13 protein-coding genes and 5 pseudogenes are annotated in these 16,349 nt (G+C 44.3%); 14 read left to right on the top strand and 4 right to left on the bottom strand.

Annotated features, from left to right (window positions below):
- Position 1: 1 nt before the first annotated feature.
- The 4 genes and pseudogenes from F893_RS08025 to F893_RS08040 all read left to right on the top strand — a co-directional run.
- Positions 2 to 961, top strand: a pseudogene (locus F893_RS08025) (cytochrome c biogenesis protein CcdA); the annotation flags it as partial.
- Positions 958 to 1,805: pseudogene (locus F893_RS08030) on the top strand (prolipoprotein diacylglyceryl transferase family protein). The pseudogenes F893_RS08025 and F893_RS08030, both read left to right, overlap by 4 nt.
- Positions 1,806 to 1,823: 18 nt before the next feature.
- Positions 1,824 to 2,564: a thiol:disulfide interchange protein DsbG gene (dsbG, locus tag F893_RS08035; RefSeq protein ID WP_005251413.1), complete on the top strand. Its 741-nt coding sequence runs from the start codon at positions 1,824 to 1,826 to the stop codon at positions 2,562 to 2,564.
- Between the two features lie 107 nt (positions 2,565 to 2,671).
- Positions 2,672 to 3,033 (top strand): annotated as a pseudogene (locus F893_RS08040) (YidH family protein).
- A gap of 8 nt (positions 3,034 to 3,041) precedes the next feature.
- On the opposite strand, the gene F893_RS08045 reads toward F893_RS08040, so the two are convergent.
- Positions 3,042 to 3,350: an ArsR/SmtB family transcription factor gene (locus F893_RS08045; RefSeq protein WP_005251415.1), complete on the bottom strand. Its 309-nt coding sequence runs from the start codon at positions 3,348 to 3,350 to the stop codon at positions 3,042 to 3,044.
- 120 nt (positions 3,351 to 3,470) lie between these two features.
- On the opposite strand from F893_RS08045, the gene F893_RS08050 reads away from it, so the two are divergent.
- The 4 genes and pseudogenes from F893_RS08050 (at position 3,471) to F893_RS08065 (ending at position 6,030) form a co-directional block, all read left to right on the top strand.
- Positions 3,471 to 3,887: a YeeE/YedE family protein gene (locus tag F893_RS08050; RefSeq protein ID WP_005251416.1), complete on the top strand. Its 417-nt coding sequence runs from the start codon at positions 3,471 to 3,473 to the stop codon at positions 3,885 to 3,887.
- Between the two features lies 1 nt (position 3,888).
- Positions 3,889 to 4,305 (top strand): DUF6691 family protein, encoded by a 417-nt coding sequence (locus F893_RS08055; RefSeq protein WP_005107332.1) that lies wholly within the window; start codon positions 3,889 to 3,891, stop codon positions 4,303 to 4,305.
- 2 nt (positions 4,306 to 4,307) lie between these two features.
- Positions 4,308 to 5,180: an MBL fold metallo-hydrolase gene (locus F893_RS08060; RefSeq protein ID WP_005251417.1), complete on the top strand. Its 873-nt coding sequence runs from the start codon at positions 4,308 to 4,310 to the stop codon at positions 5,178 to 5,180.
- A 68-nt stretch (positions 5,181 to 5,248) separates the two neighbouring features.
- Positions 5,249 to 6,030: pseudogene (locus F893_RS08065) on the top strand (sulfite exporter TauE/SafE family protein).
- Between the two features lie 168 nt (positions 6,031 to 6,198).
- Here F893_RS08065 and F893_RS17435 read toward each other — a convergent pair.
- Positions 6,199 to 6,729: pseudogene (locus F893_RS17435) on the bottom strand (transposase); the annotation flags it as partial.
- Between the two features lie 220 nt (positions 6,730 to 6,949).
- Here F893_RS17435 and F893_RS08070 point away from each other — a divergent pair.
- Complete coding sequence (locus tag F893_RS08070; RefSeq protein ID WP_004646578.1) at positions 6,950 to 7,987, top strand: metallophosphoesterase; 1,038 nt, start codon at positions 6,950 to 6,952, stop codon at positions 7,985 to 7,987.
- Between the two features lie 66 nt (positions 7,988 to 8,053).
- On the opposite strand, the gene F893_RS08075 is transcribed toward F893_RS08070, so the two are convergent.
- A complete protein-coding gene (locus F893_RS08075; RefSeq protein WP_004280142.1) occupies positions 8,054 to 8,476 on the bottom strand; it encodes an OsmC family protein in 423 nt (140 codons plus the stop codon).
- A gap of 147 nt (positions 8,477 to 8,623) precedes the next feature.
- On the opposite strand from F893_RS08075, the gene crp reads away from it, so the two are divergent.
- The 5 genes from crp (at position 8,624) to clpB (ending at position 13,857) form a co-directional block, all read left to right on the top strand.
- Positions 8,624 to 9,331: a cAMP-activated global transcriptional regulator CRP gene (gene crp, locus F893_RS08080; RefSeq protein ID WP_004280141.1), complete on the top strand. Its 708-nt coding sequence runs from the start codon at positions 8,624 to 8,626 to the stop codon at positions 9,329 to 9,331.
- Between the two features lie 173 nt (positions 9,332 to 9,504).
- Positions 9,505 to 10,554, top strand: a complete 1,050-nt coding sequence (locus F893_RS08085; protein WP_005251420.1) for an NADP(H)-dependent aldo-keto reductase — start codon at positions 9,505 to 9,507, stop codon at positions 10,552 to 10,554.
- A 137-nt stretch (positions 10,555 to 10,691) separates the two neighbouring features.
- Complete coding sequence (locus F893_RS18280) at positions 10,692 to 10,901, top strand: antitoxin Xre-like helix-turn-helix domain-containing protein (RefSeq protein ID WP_005107328.1); 210 nt, start codon at positions 10,692 to 10,694, stop codon at positions 10,899 to 10,901.
- 25 nt (positions 10,902 to 10,926) lie between these two features.
- The gene (locus F893_RS18385; protein WP_243474838.1) at positions 10,927 to 11,049 is read left to right on the top strand and encodes an MbcA/ParS/Xre antitoxin family protein; all 123 of its coding nucleotides are present in this window, start codon (positions 10,927 to 10,929) and stop codon (positions 11,047 to 11,049) included.
- 228 nt (positions 11,050 to 11,277) lie between these two features.
- The gene (clpB, locus tag F893_RS08095; protein ID WP_005251422.1) at positions 11,278 to 13,857 is read left to right on the top strand and encodes an ATP-dependent chaperone ClpB; all 2,580 of its coding nucleotides are present in this window, start codon (positions 11,278 to 11,280) and stop codon (positions 13,855 to 13,857) included.
- A gap of 185 nt (positions 13,858 to 14,042) precedes the next feature.
- Here the strand turns inward: clpB and rlmKL are convergent, their stop codons facing one another.
- Entirely contained in the window at positions 14,043 to 16,247 is a 2,205-nt protein-coding gene (rlmKL, locus tag F893_RS08100; RefSeq protein ID WP_004280136.1) for a bifunctional 23S rRNA (guanine(2069)-N(7))-methyltransferase RlmK/23S rRNA (guanine(2445)-N(2))-methyltransferase RlmL, read from the bottom strand.
- Positions 16,248 to 16,349: the final 102 nt, after the last annotated feature.

Genomic DNA, 16,349 nt, shown 5'->3' on the forward strand with positions numbered 1-16,349 from the left:
TTTGTTTGTTTTGTTCGCATTTAATCTGTTTGGAGCATTTCAGCTGTCCTTACCTAAAGGCATGTTACAGCGTCTGGATCAATGGCAGCAAAAGCAGAAGGGTGGCACGCTGATTGGTGCCGGTCTTATGGGCATGATCGCTGCACTGATTGTCGGGCCATGTATGAGTGCGCCGTTGGCCGGTGCCTTAATCTATGTGTCTCAGCTCAATCAACCGATGCTGGGAGCTAGTTATCTGTTCGTCTTAGGCCTTGGGCTGGGCTTGCCGCTATTTATTGCTGCCGTATTTGGGTCCCATCTTTTACCCAAACCTGGCATCTGGATGGATCGCCTGAAGTTTAGTTTTGGCTTTGTCATGTTGGCTCTGGCCTTGTATTTCGCCCGTCCATTATTGCTCGGCATTTTATACCTGGGCCTTTTGGGTGTGGTACTGATCACCTGTTCAGGCTACTTCTTGTTCAAGATGCTGCCTCATGTGCATCGATCTGTATCGAAAATAGTCCTGATGCTGCTCAGTGGTTTACTGGTCTATGCAGGAGGCATGCAGCTCTATCATGTCTGGAGTCAGGTACAGGTCGCCCATGTGAAATCACGGCTTGAATGGCAGAGAGTCAGTACAGCCGCACAATTGCAACAGGTTTTAGCCAAACATCCTGCACAGCCGGTGGTGATTGATGTCTATGCAGACTGGTGTGTGGCCTGTCAACCGATTGAAAAGGAAGTGATTCCACGTAGTGATGTCCAGAAGGCTTTACAAAATGTGGTTCGTATCAAATTAGACCTGACCCACTATCATCCAAGTCAGGATGAGCTGCTAAAAGAATGGCAAATCCTCGGACCACCCACCCTCATATTTCTAAATGCAGCGCATCAGGAACAGCGAGACTTGCGTTTAACCGGAAGCTTTAGCGCGACACATTTACTAGGCACATTGCAGCAACTGCAGGGGGAGCAACCATGATGATTTCCAGTGATGCACTGCATCTGGGACCTTTGATGTTGCCCTGGACACTTATTATTGTTGCCACTGGCTTGATGCTGTTATCTGCTGTCTTGTTTGGATTAGCCAGAAAGTATTCATGGTCTAAACAGCAGCTTGGACAAAGTCAGGATTTGCTCTGGAGCAGTTTTTTGGTTGGAATGCTGGGTGCGCGTCTTGTTTTCGTTCTACTCAATGCCGAGCTGTATTTTGCAGCACCCATCGACATACTGAAAATCCAGGACAAAGGTTTTCATTTATGGGGAGGGGTGCTGATTGGTACTTTATGGTATGTCATTCGAAACAGACAGTTTCAGACCCGATTCAAAGCCCTCTTATTGATCATATTGGTACTTTGGATCGGGCTTGGGCTCGTATTCAAATCCAGTCTAAAAACTGAAGCAGCGTTTCCTGATCTAGCCTTTGCTGGACTAGAACAGGAGCGTCTGGGTACAGACAAGATTCCACTCAGCCAGTTCATTGGCCAGCCTACGGTAATTAATTTGTGGGCGAGCTGGTGTCCGCCGTGTCACCGCGAAATGCCGGTGTTAGCCAAAGCAGCCGAGCAGCACCCTCAAGTGAATTTTGTCATGCTCAATCAGGGTGAGGAAGTTGAAACTGTAAATGCCTATTTAAAAAAACATCAGTTTCAATTTAAACATGTCCTGCTGGACCCATATGGTGAACTACCCCAGCAGCTGAATAGTTTTGGCCTACCAACGACGCTGTTTTTAATGCTCAAGGCCAGCTGGTCGAGCGGCATATGGGGGAACTCAGTCCGGCCATGTTGCAGCAATATTTAAACCGAATTTCAGATCAACCTTAAAAAACGGAAGAACTTAGTATGAACAAAATTTACCAGGTGCTTGGTGCAGGTATGTTCCTGATCATGAGCATGCACACGCAGGCAAATATTAAACAGAATATTGAACAACAGGGTTTTGTATTTGTAAAACAGATTCCGGCACCGCAAGGAATGACCGGCTGGGTGGGGCATGAAGACCAATACTCCAATACGGTATTTATCTCCAACGATGACAAATATTATATCAAGGGCGAACTGTTTGATGCACAAGGGAAAAGCCTGTCCAATGAGCAGATTGAAAAGCATATGAAAAAAGCGGTATTGGACGATGTCTGGAAAACCCTGGAAAAATCCACCTGGATCCAGGATGGCAAGCCAGATGCACCACGTGTGGTCTATGTCTTTTCCGATCCAAATTGTCCATATTGTTATAAATTCTGGCAGGCGGCCCGACCTTGGGTAGAATCAGGGAAGGTACAGCTGCGTCATATTCAGGTCGGTGTGATCCGTGAAGAAAGCCGTGGCCAGGTGGCAACACTATTGAATTCGAAAGATCCAGCGGCAGTTTTTAATGATATAAACAAGAATAAAGGCAAAAAGCAGCTCAAGAAAATGGAAAAGATTCCTGCCGAAATTGCTGCAAAAATTGATGCCAACCAGGCCCTAATGGGGAAATACGGCTTTTTCTCCACACCGTCGATGGTCTGGAAAAACAATCAGGGTGAATTTAAATCTGCTCAAGGCCTGGCGATGGATGTCAAGGAAATTTTTGAACAATAATATTTTAACTACATGATAGAAAAGTAATTTTTACTTAAAACATCTATACATGATAGGGAGGCAGATTTACATTGGTGGATAGGCTAAGCATGAAGAGCAGATAAGATATGTCAAATTTGGATGATCCACGGGTACTGCTTGCTTTGGAACGAACCGCTCTGGCGTGGAACCGGAGTGGTTTGGCATTAATTGCTTTTGGTTTTGTGATTGAAAAATCCAACCTGCTAGTGCAACTGGTGGACCCAGACACTTATGCACAGAAAATAGCTTATTCACAATGGTTGGGAATTGCGGTGATTGTATTTGGTATGTTGGTGAATTTCGCCTCAATCCTGCAATATCGACGGGGATGGGCATCATTGTGACCGGCGGAGTTTATCAATGGTTATTATGCCCAGCATCCTGATGGCTAAACCTGTTTACTGCTTTTAGTGAGCTGCTTCTGATCATTTATTTTTGGCTGCACTAAGAGCAGGGCTAGGCGCAATACAGCTCGTACAGCTTTTGCATCAGGCTCAAGACCTTGGGATCACTCAGACGATAGAAAATCTGTTTACCCTCACGTCGGGTGCTGACCATGTCGGCCTTACGCAGTACAGTCAGCTGTTGTGAAAGTGTAGGTTGATGAATGTCAGTGGATTCTTCAATTTCCTGAACATTCATTTCCCCATCGACCAGGACACATAAGATTTTCAGACGGTCAGGATTGGCTAAAACTTTTAGGCATTGGCTGACGAAATCGACCTGAGAAAAATCAATTTTGGCATTTTCAGCAATCATATCCATAAATGTCTTCACAACTTTTGATGTAGCCCATGCAGTTTACACAATTTACCATAAAACCGCTTGATTAATATTTTTTATTATATAATATAAAAAAGTATATTGTATAGAGATTGATTCACCATGCATGACTTCCTCATCGCATTTATTGGCGGTTTAATGCTCGGACTTTCAGTGGTCGGCTATCTTTACGTCAATGGCCGTATTGCAGGAATCAGTGGTTTGGTTGGGCAGGTATTAAACCCAAAAACCGTATTTAAAACGCCTGCGATCTGGTTCTTATCAGGCTTGATCATCACACCGTTTATTTATGGTCTGTTTGTACAACCTGAAATCGAATTGAATGCCAGCCCATTGATGATGATTGTGGCAGGTCTGCTGGTAGGCTTTGGGACACGTTTGGGTTCGGGCTGTACCAGTGGTCACGGAATTTGTGGCATTAGTCGGCTGTCTAAGCGTTCTATCATCGCGACCATGACTTTTATGTTTGCAGGTTTTGTCGCTGTTTATATTATCCGTCATATCACAGGAGCATTCTAAAATGAAAAATCTGTTTGCCTTTTTATTTGGTGCGCTGTTCTCTGTGGGATTGATGGTATCGGGCATGTCCAATCCGGAAAAAGTACTCGATTTCCTGGATCTGTTTGGCGATTGGGATGCCAGTCTGGCCTTTGTGATGATGGGCGCGATTGCGGTGGCCTTTATTCCCTTCCAGAAAGCATTACGTACGGCGCAACCGAAAACAGTATTTAATGAACCTATTGATTTACCTAAAAATAATCAAATAGATAAGAAGCTGATCACGGGTGCGGTTTTATTTGGTGCAGGTTGGGGCATTGCCGGGATCTGTCCGGCGCCAAGTTTCACTTTGATCGGTTTGGGCCACTATCAAGTGCTCTATTTTATTGTAGCAATGCTGGTGGGTGTATGGATTCACCGTAAATGGTCAGGAGCTTAACGATGTCAAATTTACCTATAGTAAAAGATTTTTTTCACGAAGATACCAATACCTTCAGTTATGTTGTACGTGATCCGGCGACCAAAGCCTGCGCCATTATTGATAGCGTTCTGGATTATGATCCGGCATCAGCAAGTACATCCACTATTCATGCCGATAAAATTATTGCCTATATTAAAGAGCAGGGTTTAACGGTCGAGTGGATTCTCGAAACCCATGTCCATGCTGATCATTTAACTGCAGCGCAATATCTCAAAGAAGAACTGGGTGGCAAAATTGCCATGAGCCAGAAAATTGGTATTGTTCAGGAAACTTTTGGCGCGATTTATCATCTGGATATTAAACAATGGAATGCCCAGCAGCTCTTTGATTATTTATTTGAAGATCATGAGTCGTTCCAAATTGGAACATTGAAAGCCTATAACATTCCAACACCGGGACATACGCCTGCTTGTCTGAGTTATGTGATTGGTGATGCAGTTTTTGTGGGTGATACCCTGTTTATGCCAGATTATGGTACAGCACGTTGTGACTTCCCGCGAGGCAGCGCAGAACAGCTTTATGAATCGGTACAAAGCCTGTTTCAGTTGCCAGAAGATACCCGGGTCTTTTTATGTCATGACTATCTGCCTGAAACACGTGAATCGTATGTGTGTGAATCTGATATACAGACGCAGAAAACACAGAATATCCATATTCATCAGGGAATCAGTAAAGCTGAATTTGCTCAGATGCGAAATCAGCGGGATTCAGGACTGAGTATGCCTAAGCTGATTCTACCGGCGATTCAGATCAATATGAAAGCAGGGCAGTTTCCTGAGCCAGAACAAAACGGTGTTTCTTACCTCAAGCTTCCTCTTAACTACTTCAAATAAGCTTGTGTCGTGATTCAACAAAAAGTTCAACCTTTATTGAATCATTTTTGTGGATAAGGGAGAGGGCGATGTGGGCATTAATACTTGAAGGGCTAGTTATCGGAGTGCTATTGGGTTTGACCGGTGCCGGTGGCGGTATTCTGGCTGTACCTGCACTGATGACGACCCAGGGTTGGACGGTGGCCCAGGCTGCGCCGGTGGGATTGCTTGCGGTCACGCTGTCGGCCTTGGTCGGAACGTTCGAGGGTTTGTTCAAGCGTATTGTACGTTATCGCGCTGCCCTCTGGATTGCTCTCATTAGTATTCCTACAGCGCGTTATGGCGTGCATCTGGCCGATATCGTTTCTCCGGTCTGGCTGACGCTGGCTTTCAGTCTGGTCATGCTGATCGTGGCTTACCGGATCTTTTTTAATAAAGTGACCGATCATGGCAATGCACCGTGCAAGGTCAATCAATCGACCGGTCGTCTGATCTGGAATGTCAAAACTGCTTCGTTCCTAGCAGGTATTGGTGTTGTGGCAGGTTTATTAACCGGTCTGTTGGGGGTGGGGGTGGTTTTGTAATTGTTCCAGCCCTGCGTAAATTCACCGACCTTGATATGCGCAGTATCGTTGCGACTTCCCTGATGGTTATTTTCCTGATTGGTGGGGTCAGTATTTCTACACACGTGCTGGATGGCTTTCAATATCCTGTTTCGGTTACGCTGACCTTTGTCCTGGCCTGTATTGTCGGGATGTTAATTGGACGCAGTCTGATGCAGCGGATTGACAGTAACAAGGTACAGAAAATATTTGCCACTACCGTGGTTGGGGTGGCGATGTATTTAATCTATTCAGCGCTCATGGGCTAAATAGCCAGTTGTAAATTTAAACTCAAACGCTTTCAATCTACCTGAGCATCGTTTATACAAAATATAATTTTAATGGCCGAGGAAGAATGAAAATGATGAAAACTGCAGAGCAATTGATCCAGAATGCAAAAAGCCGGATTCAGGAAGTCAGCGTAAATGAACTGTTTGAAGCGATGCAAAACCATCAACCAATTGCTCAACCATTTTTATGTCAGCAACATGTCCATTCGATAAAGCAGAACAACTAATTTCACCAAATTGGTTCATCACGATATGTAATTTACAGCCATAAAACCAACCCATAGAACTTTTGCCACGTGATGCGATTTGGGCTAATGATTTATGGCATTGAATACGTTGATTTTTACAAACAGGTAGCGTTGTTGAATCAATCTATAAGTATTGTTTATCTTTGCCTTTCATCAAAGCTACATACAGGGCATGTAGTGCTAATTCATGCCTATTGATCAAGTGAATCATGCGTTGGCAGCAAGGCAAGTGCTTAAATAAAAAGCTTTTATCCAGCTTTAGCCATGTAAAAAAGGCTTTGAAATTATTGAAATGAGAACATTTGTACCAAATGGTGATAAAGCAGATTTCTGAAATTGTGAGCTGAGCATTTCTGATTCTTAGAGAATGATGACTTTGTTTGAGGAACTTCCAATAAGTTGCTTCAAATTTAAGAAAGAAATCATCAATTAAGCAGAATCGGTACTATTGAACATCAGGACTAGAGTTGTGAGTTTGGTTTGGTAACTCAACTGATGGCTCTAGTCCTCTTATTTTTCAAGTCAATTTCTTATCCGTGATTCGGGTTAAATTATTTAAATGATGATTCATTCTGTATTCAGATCTTCATAAATTTAAAGGATACTTATTAGGGATATATTCTGTTTTAGACTTAATTCAGGATGCATAAATGAAGTACTCATTTATACAGCAGGCTTTCACTGGTCCCGTGGACATCGTGGGGGATATTCATGGTGAGATTGCCGCGCTGGAACAACTGATCCAGGTATTAGGTTATGACCGGAATGGTCATCATCCAGAACAGCGCAAACTAATTTTTGTCGGTGATCTATGTGACCGGGGGCAAGACAGTGTTGCGGTGATCAAATGCGTCAAACAGCTGGTAGATGAAGGCTATGCACAATGTGTGATGGGTAATCATGAATTGAACCTATTGACCGATACTTTGCGGGAAGGCAATGGCTGGTTTTTTGGTTCACCGCATCAGGATGATCTGAAACCTTTTGATTCGATCCAAGCCTCAATCAAAGATCGACAATGGATTCTGGATTTTTTAAATAGCTTACCGTTGGCCTTGGAGTCGGAGCAGCTGCGTGTTGTACATGCCTGTTGGCATCAAGGATCAATTGATCAATTACGCAATTCTGGTTTTACTTCGCTTGGCGAAGCCTATGCTGATTTCGTTCAACATACAGCGCTGGATCTGCAAGCCTTAGGTATTAATGAATTCATCCAGATAGAGCAGCAACGCTACCAACACCAGTTCAAAGACCCGGCTGCAACTTTACCTTTATTGCAACATCTCGCAGAAAAAGAGCTACGTGAGCAAATGCACAATCCGATTCGGGTCATTACTTCTGGTGCGGAAAAAATCGCCTTAGAACCGATTTATGCCGGTGGAAGGTGGCGGATGATCGACCGCGTGCCATGGTGGGACAGCTATACCGACCAAATTCCAGTCATTACTGGACATTATTGGCGGAACTTTAAATCTACTGAAGAAAAAACCGGTTTACTCAAATCGATCGATGCACTGCAATGGTATGGACAGCAACAAAACGTATTTTGTGTGGATTATTCAGTGGGTAAACGCTATCTCGATCGTCAACAGGGTGTCGCGTTCAGACATCGACTCGGCGCCTTAAGATTTCCAGAAAATATCTTGAGCTTTGAAGATGGCAATCAGTATTCAGTTCAGCGGTTCTGAGAAAAGGCAATTTTCTGATACAAAAAAAGCAGCTTTTCCAGCCGCTTTTTTTACAGAATCTAGATTTTATTCTGCTTCGATTATTTCATAATCATGGGTGATTTCAACACCGCCATCAGACAGCATTTTGCTGGCAGAGCAATATTTTTCAGCAGAAAGTTCTACGGCTTTTGCGACCTGTTTCTCTTTAATCGCTTTGCCGGTCACTACAAAATGCAAGTGAATTTTCGTGAATACTGCCGGAATTGTATCTGCACGTTCAGCCTTTAATTCGCAGCGTACATCGGTAATATCCTGACGAGCCTTCTTTAAAATGGTAACAATATCAAAAGACGCACAACCGCCCAGACCCGTTAAAAGCAGTTCCATAGGACGGGGACCACGGTTTTCACCACCGTATTCAGCTGAACCATCCATGATAAGGCTATGACCACTTTGAGTTTTTGCTTCAAAAGCAACATTCTCTAACCAATGAACGCTTGTTTGCATTGCAACTACCTAAAAAAAGCTATAAATTTGTCAAGTAACTGTACACTAACATAAATTGGGTTGATACGGAATTTCAATCCCACTGTGTGACAAGTTCACATTAGGTCTTGTGCGATCTATAAATTATCCATAATCGGAACTGTTAGCATGACTTCAAACTTTTCACAATTAAGCACTGATGCGCTTTCTCCGGGGCAATTACCAGAATCCGTGAAAGCACTGTTAAAACGTGCATATATTAATCGTTATCCAAAACGTACCACGATCATTGATGCAGGATCAGAATCTAAATCTTTATATTTAATTCTGAAGGGGTCTGTATCTATCATTCTTCGTGAAGATGATGATCGTGAAATTGTCGTGGCTTATTTAAATGCGGGTGACTTCTTTGGGGAAATGGGTCTATTCGAGGTTAATCCACAACGTACTGCGGAAGTTCGTACGCGTGATGTGTGTGAAATTGCCGAAATTACCTATGAAAACTTTCACGAAATCAGCAAGCAATATCCTGATCTGAGCTATGCGGTATTTGCTCAATTAGTACGCCGCTTGAAAAATACCACACGTAAAGTCACTGATCTGGCATTTATTGATGTTTCAGGCCGGATTGCACGTTGTCTGATCGACCTGTCTTCACAGCCAGAAGCGATGATTTTGCCGAATGGCCGTCAGATTCGTATTACCCGTCAGGAAATTGGTCGCATTGTTGGCTGTTCCCGCGAAATGGTCGGACGTGTACTAAAAACCCTGGAAGAGCAGGGCATGATCGAAACCGATGGTAAAGCCATCCTGATCTTTGATGCTTCATTAGAAGAAGCATCTGAAGCAGTGGCAGATGGTGCCATAGACGAATAATCCAGATATTAAAAAGCAAATCTTCGGATTTGCTTTTTTTATGCGTCATTACTCAATACATAAAAATTTAGAACAAGCTTCTCAGAAAAGATGATTTAAGTCTCCCTTATAATTCCGATAGGCTATAGCCCACTTGATCTCAATTCACTGAATAAAATTCACAGGATGTTTTTATGCAATTCAGACCATTGGCGGATACCGGCATTTTTTTGCCAGAAATTTGTTTGGGCACCATGACCTTTGGTGAGCAGAACACACAAGAACAGGCTTTTCAGCAACTGGATTATGCTTTAGATCAGGGAGTGTATTTCTGGGATACTGCGGAAATGTACCCGGTACCGCCAAAACCTGAAACGCAGGGTGCTACCGAGCGTATTATCGGGAACTGGATCGCTGCCCGTGGTGGCCGTGACAAACTTTTTTTAGCCTCAAAAATTGCCGGACCCTCGCAAGGTGGTAGCCATATCCGGGATGGTAAAACCCGTTTCGTTGCCGATGAAATTTCAGCAGCAATTGACCAGTCATTGTCACGCCTGCAAACGGATTATATTGACCTGTATCAGCTGCACTGGCCGCAACGCCTAACCAATTTCTTTGGCAAGCTGGGTTATGGCAATGCTGAAGCGGCAGAAGACCGTACCGTGACAGATCTCGAAGAAACCCTGACCGCCTTGCAGGATGAAATTAAAAAAGGCCGTATCCGTTATATTGGTCTTTCCAATGAAACCCCGTGGGGCACGATGAAATTTCTGCACCTCGCAGAGAAATTAGGTTTGTCCAAATTTGTCAGTGTACAAAACCCATATAACCTGCTGAACCGTACTTATGAAATCGGCATGTCAGAAATTGCCCATTATGAAGGTGTGGGCTTGTTGGCGTATTCACCTTTGGCATTTGGTTATCTGACCGGTAAATTCCGGCATGGTGCACGTCCTGCCAATGCGCGTGTAACACTGTTCTCCCGCTTTAGCCGTTATAGCAATCCGCAAAGTGAATGGGCAACCGAGCAATATGCCCAGCTGGCAGAACAGCATGGCTTAAGTCTTACCCAATTGGCTTTGGCCTTTATCAAGCAGCAGTTCTTTGTGACCAGTACCATTATCGGTGCGACCAATCTGGATCAGCTGAAAGAAAATATTCAGGCATTTGAAATCGATCTATCAGAAGAAATTCTTAAAGCTATTGAAGATATTCACCGTCAGCAGCCGAACCCTGCACCTTAACTTTGTGCTGATTGAAATGCACCCTCCTATGAGGGTGTTTTTATTTTAAGAATTAACAAAGTTGAGTCCACACAACCTAGATGTCAGAAATTAAAAACGGCATAATCAAATGAACATAAGAAGATGAGCTTTAAAAAATGAATCCAGAAGCCACGACATTACCAACTACAGTATTAGTGAAAGCCACGAGTCGAATAGCCGAGCAATTACAGCTTACGCAATCGGAACTTGCTGCCATTCTCGGCGTCCCGGAGCAAGAGGTATTATCGCTTGTGCAAATGGATGATTTAGCTCCGCATACGAGTGAAGGAAAACAGGCACTCGCTTTATTATCAGCAATTGTTTAAGCTTGCTGGTGGCGATTTTGAAGTAATGCGCCTTTTTATCAATTCACCCAATCGCTCTCTAGATGATCAGTTACCACGTAGGCTGATCCAAACGCCGCAAGGATTCAGCCAAGTAATCGATGTTCTGGAACGGATGCGACACATTTAAGTCGTCTTCATTGATCAGAAAGGAAATTCAATACAGGTCATCTGAACAAGCAGATAAAAATTCTATTTGGCGCTCTTGAAATCTGCTTTATATATACCAATATTATTACTGATATTTGTCTTCTAATATAAATTAAGTTTTTGAAAAATATATAAAAATGATTTGAAATTTTATCAAGTGCACCCATATATCCATCAAGTAGAAAATTTGTTGTGAGGAATAACAAGAATGCGTTTTGAAAAATTTACCAATCGCCTGCAGCAAACCCTTTCCGATGCACAATCGCTGGCCATGAGTAAGGATCATACCTCCATTGATGGGATCCATATCTTGGCCACCTTGATGGATGAAGCATCCAATGTCAGCCTGCTGCAACAGGCCGGTGCTAATCTGCGTGAGCTACAAACCAAGCTGCAAACAGCATTGAGCAATGCGGCAACCCTGACCAATCCATCAGCAGATATCAACCTCAGTCCTGAAGCGGCAAAAGTATTGCATCTGGCAGACAGCTTTGCGCAAAAAGCCGGAGATGAGTTTTTATCTACGGATTGGGTGCTGTTGGCGCTGGCAGAAACCGGAAATACCAAAACCTTATTAAATAGTATTGGCGTAAAGGCAGAGACTTTAGGCCAAGTGATTAATCAATTTCGAGGCGATGAAAAAGTCATGAGCAATAATCATGAAGATCAGCGTGATTCACTGAATAAGTACACCATTGATTTAACTGAACGTGCGTTGGCAGGCAAGCTTGATCCTGTGATTGGCCGTGATGATGAAATCCGCCGTACCATTCAGGTCTTATCACGCCGTACCAAAAATAACCCGGTACTCATCGGTGAGCCAGGGGTCGGTAAAACTGCAATCGTCGAAGGTCTGGCGCAGCGGATTATTAATGGTGAAGTGCCTGAAGGACTCAAAGGGAAACGTGTTTTATCTCTAGATCTGGGTTCTTTGCTGGCCGGTGCCAAATACCGCGGTGAGTTTGAAGAGCGCTTAAAAGCCGTTCTGAAAGATATTGCCAAACACGAAGGCGAAATCATCCTGTTTATCGACGAGTTGCATACCCTGGTGGGTGCTGGTAAAGGTGATGGCGCGATGGATGCCGGCAATATGCTTAAACCTGCGCTGGCCCGTGGCGAACTGCGCTGTGTCGGTGCCACCACACTGGATGAATATCGTCAGTATATTGAAAAAGATGCAGCGCTGGAACGTCGTTTCCAGAAAGTGCTGGTGGATGAGCCAAGCGTGGAAGATACCATTGCGATTCTGCGTGGTCTGAAAGATCGCTATGCGACCCATCACGGGGTACAGATTCTGGATTCAGCCATTATTGCTGCTGCGAAAATGTCACACCGTTATATCACCGACCGTCAGTTGCCGGATAAAGCCATTGACCTGATTGATGAAGCAGCATCGCGCATCAAAATGGAACTCGATTCTAAGCCAGAAGCTTTAGATAAACTGGAACGCCGTCTGATTCAGTTAAAAATGCAGCTGGAAGCGGTGAAAAAAGATGAAGACTCAGGTGCCAAAGCTGAGATTCAATACTTGTCCGATCAGATCGCCACAGTTGAAAAAGAGTATCATGACCTGGAAGAAGTCTGGCGTGCAGATAAAGCGCTGGTCGAAGGCAATAAAGACGTACAGATCAAACTGGATCAGGCACGTACAGCACTTGAAAAAGCGCAACGTGAAGGTGATCTGGGCGAGGCCGCGCGTTTGCAATATGGCGTGATACCAGAGTTGCAAAAGCAGCTTGAACTGGCTGAAAAAGCCGATGAAAGCGCAACGCCAAAATTGCTGCGTAACAAAGTCACCGACAATGAAATTGCTGAAGTAGTGAGTGCTGCGACCGGTATTCCGGTTGCGAAAATGCTGCAAGGCGAGCGTGACAAACTTCTACATATGGAAGAATTTCTGCATAACCGTGTGGTAGGGCAAGATGAAGCCGTAGTTGCGGTGTCTAATGCGGTGCGCCGTTCACGTGCCGGTCTGTCAGATCCGAACCGTCCAAGTGGATCATTCCTGTTCCTGGGGCCAACGGGTGTGGGTAAAACAGAATTGACCAAAGCCTTAGCGAACTTCCTGTTTGACAGCGACGATGCCATGGTGCGTATCGATATGTCAGAATTTATGGAAAAACATTCGGTCAGCCGTTTGGTTGGTGCGCCTCCGGGCTATGTCGGTTATGAAGAAGGTGGGGTGCTTACTGAAGCCGTACGTCGTAAACCGTATAGTGTGATCTTGTTTGATGAAGTCGAAAAAGCGCATTCGGACGTATTTAACATCTTGCTACAGGTACTGGATGATGGCCGTTTAACTGACTCGCAAGGCCGGGTAGTGGACTTTAAAAACTCTGTGATCGTCATGACTTCGAACCTGGGTTCGCAGGATGTACGTGAATTGGGCGGTAATGCCACTAAAGAAGAAGTCCGTACGGTGGTGATGAATGCGGTATCGGAACATTTCCGTCCGGAATTTATCAACCGTATTGATGAACTGGTAGTGTTCCATGCGCTGGAAAAAGACCAGATTCGCGGTATTGCCGATATCCAGTTGAACCGTTTACGTCAACGTCTGGCAGAACGCGATATGCGCTTGTCGGTAGACGATACTGCCTTCGATCAGTTAATCGATGCTGGCTTTGATCCATTGTATGGAGCACGTCCACTGAAACGTGCAATCCAGCAGCGGATTGAAAATGGTCTGGCGCAGAAAATCCTGGGCGGAGAATTCCAGCCGGGCGATACCATTCTGGTGAAAGCTGAAGCAGGTGAGTTAATCTTTGAAAAAATGAAACTTAACTAAACCGCTTCTCCTTGCAACAAAAAACCCAGCCTAGGCTGGGTTTTTTTTAATCTTATTTTTAACTTCGAGCATTGCAACACTTTTGTATTCTTGTTGCGGCGAGCTTTAAAGCATGGCTTAAAACTCAGCTCAGGGAAAATAAAGAAGATATCAATCGTGATAAAGACAGTTAATTCATCATCAAATTACACTTGCGGATGACGGATTTTCCAGGCACGGTGAATCTTTTGATTCCGCTTGAAGTCAGGTCCAATGGTTTCCTGGGTAATTTCTTCAACATCAAAGAAGGCCAGAATTTCTTCATCCATCTCAAAACCACGATAGTTATTTGAGAAATACAAGGTACCATCAGTGGTTAAGCGGTTCATCGCACGTTTTAACAGGGACAAATGGTCGCGCTGTACGTCAAAGGTCCCGTAGAATTTCTTCGAGTTTGAGAAGGTTGGTGGGTCGATAAAGATCAGCTCATATTGCTCATGACCTTCTTTTAGCCATTCGAAACAGTCAGAGGCAAAGAACTGATGCTGTTCATCCGCATGATCCACGGTTAAGCCGTTCAGAACAAAATTTTCTTTAGACCAGTTCAAATAAGTATTCGACAGATCGACGCTGGTTGTACTTGCAGCACCACCCAAAGCAGCATGTAAACTTGCCGTTGAGGTATAGCTGTACAGGTTCAGGAAGTGTTTGCCTTTTGCTTCACGTGCAATACGTAAACGCATTTGACGGTGATCCAGAAACAGACCGGTATCCAGATAATCGGTCAGGTTGACCAGAATCTTGGCTTGACCTTCCTGAACGATAAAACGCTTGGATGCTGTACTTTGTTTGGTGTACTGGTTTTTACCTTCCTGACGTGCACGGGTCTTGATAAAGATCGCATCACGGCCCAAACCGGTCACGGCACGAATTGCCTGTAAGGCCAGGTTGAAACGTTTTTTGGCTTTTTCCGGATCAATAGTTTTAGGTGGCGCATATTCTTGTACATGCAAACGCTCGCCATACAGATCTACTGCGACGTTAAAATCAGGTAAATCTGCATCATAGAGACGTAAACAATGGATCTGTTCCTTGACTGCCCATTTTTTTAGAGCTTGCATATTTTTGGTCAGACGGTTGGCAAATTCCATCGCACCTTCAATCGGTTCAAACTGCTGAGGCTGCCAGCTTTCTAGGAATGGACGTACCACTGCGGCCGGTTTAACCGTACCGAAGCGGATATAGATCGGCAATTTACCATTCATCAAACGCAGGATTTGCGGATCATTGAACGCTAGCACATCGGCCTGTTCCACTTGGGAGGCAATCACAGCCGCTTTTTGATTCGGGAAATTCTTTTGCAATAAAGCCGATAAACCCAGGTATAAAGAACGGTTTTGCGCTTTATCGCCGAGACGTTCGCCATATGGCGGGTTGGTCACGAAGAATACTTTCTTGCCTTCTGCATGGAAATCAGGCCAGTCATTTAAAGTCCGTTCTTCGATCATGATATTGTCGAGAGCAGCTTCAAAACCCGCCGCGATAATATTTTGTCTGGTGGCTTTAACCGCTTCCCAGTCCGCATCGAAGGCATAGAATTGTGGTAATGGATTTTCCATTGCCGCTTGATGACGTTCAGCAGCTTCGGCCTTGATGCTCATCCACAGTTCATGGTCATGGCCATTCCAGCCATTAAAACCGAAACGACGGACCAGACCCGGTGCACGGTCGGTCAAAATCATTAGGGATTCAATAATAAAGGTACCTGAACCACACATTGGATCGACAATGATGTCCGGATTTAACGCTTTTAAACCACCTTTTTGCAGAATCGCAGCGGCCAGGTTTTCCTTGATTGGGGCGTCAGTCATAAAGCGGCGATAACCGCGTTTATGCAAAGAGTCGCCAGACAGGTCCAGGCAGTAAGTATGTTCTTTCTTGCCTGCCAGAATATACATGGTAATTTCAGGCTGTTTGGTATCAATGCTTGGACGTTTGCCTACGGCTTCCATAAAGGAATCTACGACACCATCTTTGGCACGTAAAGTCGCAAACTGGGTATTGACCTTGATATCACGTTCGACATGCAAACGAATCGCAAAGGTACTTTGTGGTGCAAAAATCAGCGACCAGTCAAAGCTGAGAGCCCCTTCATAGAGTTCTTCTGCCACATCACGCGCATCATGAGAAAATTCAATTTCATGCGTGTGGATCGGCATCAAGACACGTGAAGCCAGACGTGACCACATGCAGATACGATAAGCATTTTCCAGTGTACCTTTAAAGGTTAAACGGCCTGGAAAACGCTCAATATTCTGAACACCTAAGCCTTGTATTTCTTCTTCTAATAAGGTTTCCAGACCATCGGCACAGGTGACCCAATAATTGCTTAAACGTGGAGAGGTATTCATATAATAGAGAGACCAAAAAAGATAAATAAAAAACTGCGCTAAGTTTACCGTATTTTTATATTGAAAGCTTTTGAAATTCTCTGAAAGGCCGTGGCATGTGAT

Origin of the sequence: Acinetobacter sp. CIP 102136 (assembly GCF_000369685.1) — a bacterium.
Taxonomy (GTDB): Bacteria; Pseudomonadota; Gammaproteobacteria; order Pseudomonadales; family Moraxellaceae; genus Acinetobacter; species Acinetobacter fasciculus.

What these genes read in the sequence shown, in the direction of transcription:
- F893_RS18280 (WP_005107328.1), top strand. Translation starts at nt 10,692, where the DNA reads ATGAATCCAGAAGCCACGACATTACCAACTACAGTATTAGTGAAAGCC.
- rlmKL (WP_004280136.1), bottom strand. Translation starts at nt 16,247, where the DNA reads ATGAATACCTCTCCACGTTTAAGCAATTATTGGGTCACCTGTGCCGAT.
- F893_RS08075 (WP_004280142.1), bottom strand. Translation starts at nt 8,476, where the DNA reads ATGCAAACAAGCGTTCATTGGTTAGAGAATGTTGCTTTTGAAGCAAAA.
- F893_RS08050 (WP_005251416.1), top strand. Translation starts at nt 3,471, where the DNA reads ATGCATGACTTCCTCATCGCATTTATTGGCGGTTTAATGCTCGGACTT.
- dsbG (WP_005251413.1), top strand. Translation starts at nt 1,824, where the DNA reads ATGAACAAAATTTACCAGGTGCTTGGTGCAGGTATGTTCCTGATCATG.
- F893_RS08045 (WP_005251415.1), bottom strand. Translation starts at nt 3,350, where the DNA reads ATGGATATGATTGCTGAAAATGCCAAAATTGATTTTTCTCAGGTCGAT.
- F893_RS18385 (WP_243474838.1), top strand. Translation starts at nt 10,927, where the DNA reads ATGCGCCTTTTTATCAATTCACCCAATCGCTCTCTAGATGATCAGTTA.
- F893_RS08085 (WP_005251420.1), top strand. Translation starts at nt 9,505, where the DNA reads ATGCAATTCAGACCATTGGCGGATACCGGCATTTTTTTGCCAGAAATT.
- crp (WP_004280141.1), top strand. Translation starts at nt 8,624, where the DNA reads ATGACTTCAAACTTTTCACAATTAAGCACTGATGCGCTTTCTCCGGGG.
- clpB (WP_005251422.1), top strand. Translation starts at nt 11,278, where the DNA reads ATGCGTTTTGAAAAATTTACCAATCGCCTGCAGCAAACCCTTTCCGAT.
- F893_RS08070 (WP_004646578.1), top strand. Translation starts at nt 6,950, where the DNA reads ATGAAGTACTCATTTATACAGCAGGCTTTCACTGGTCCCGTGGACATC.
- F893_RS08055 (WP_005107332.1), top strand. Translation starts at nt 3,889, where the DNA reads ATGAAAAATCTGTTTGCCTTTTTATTTGGTGCGCTGTTCTCTGTGGGA.
- F893_RS08060 (WP_005251417.1), top strand. Translation starts at nt 4,308, where the DNA reads ATGTCAAATTTACCTATAGTAAAAGATTTTTTTCACGAAGATACCAAT.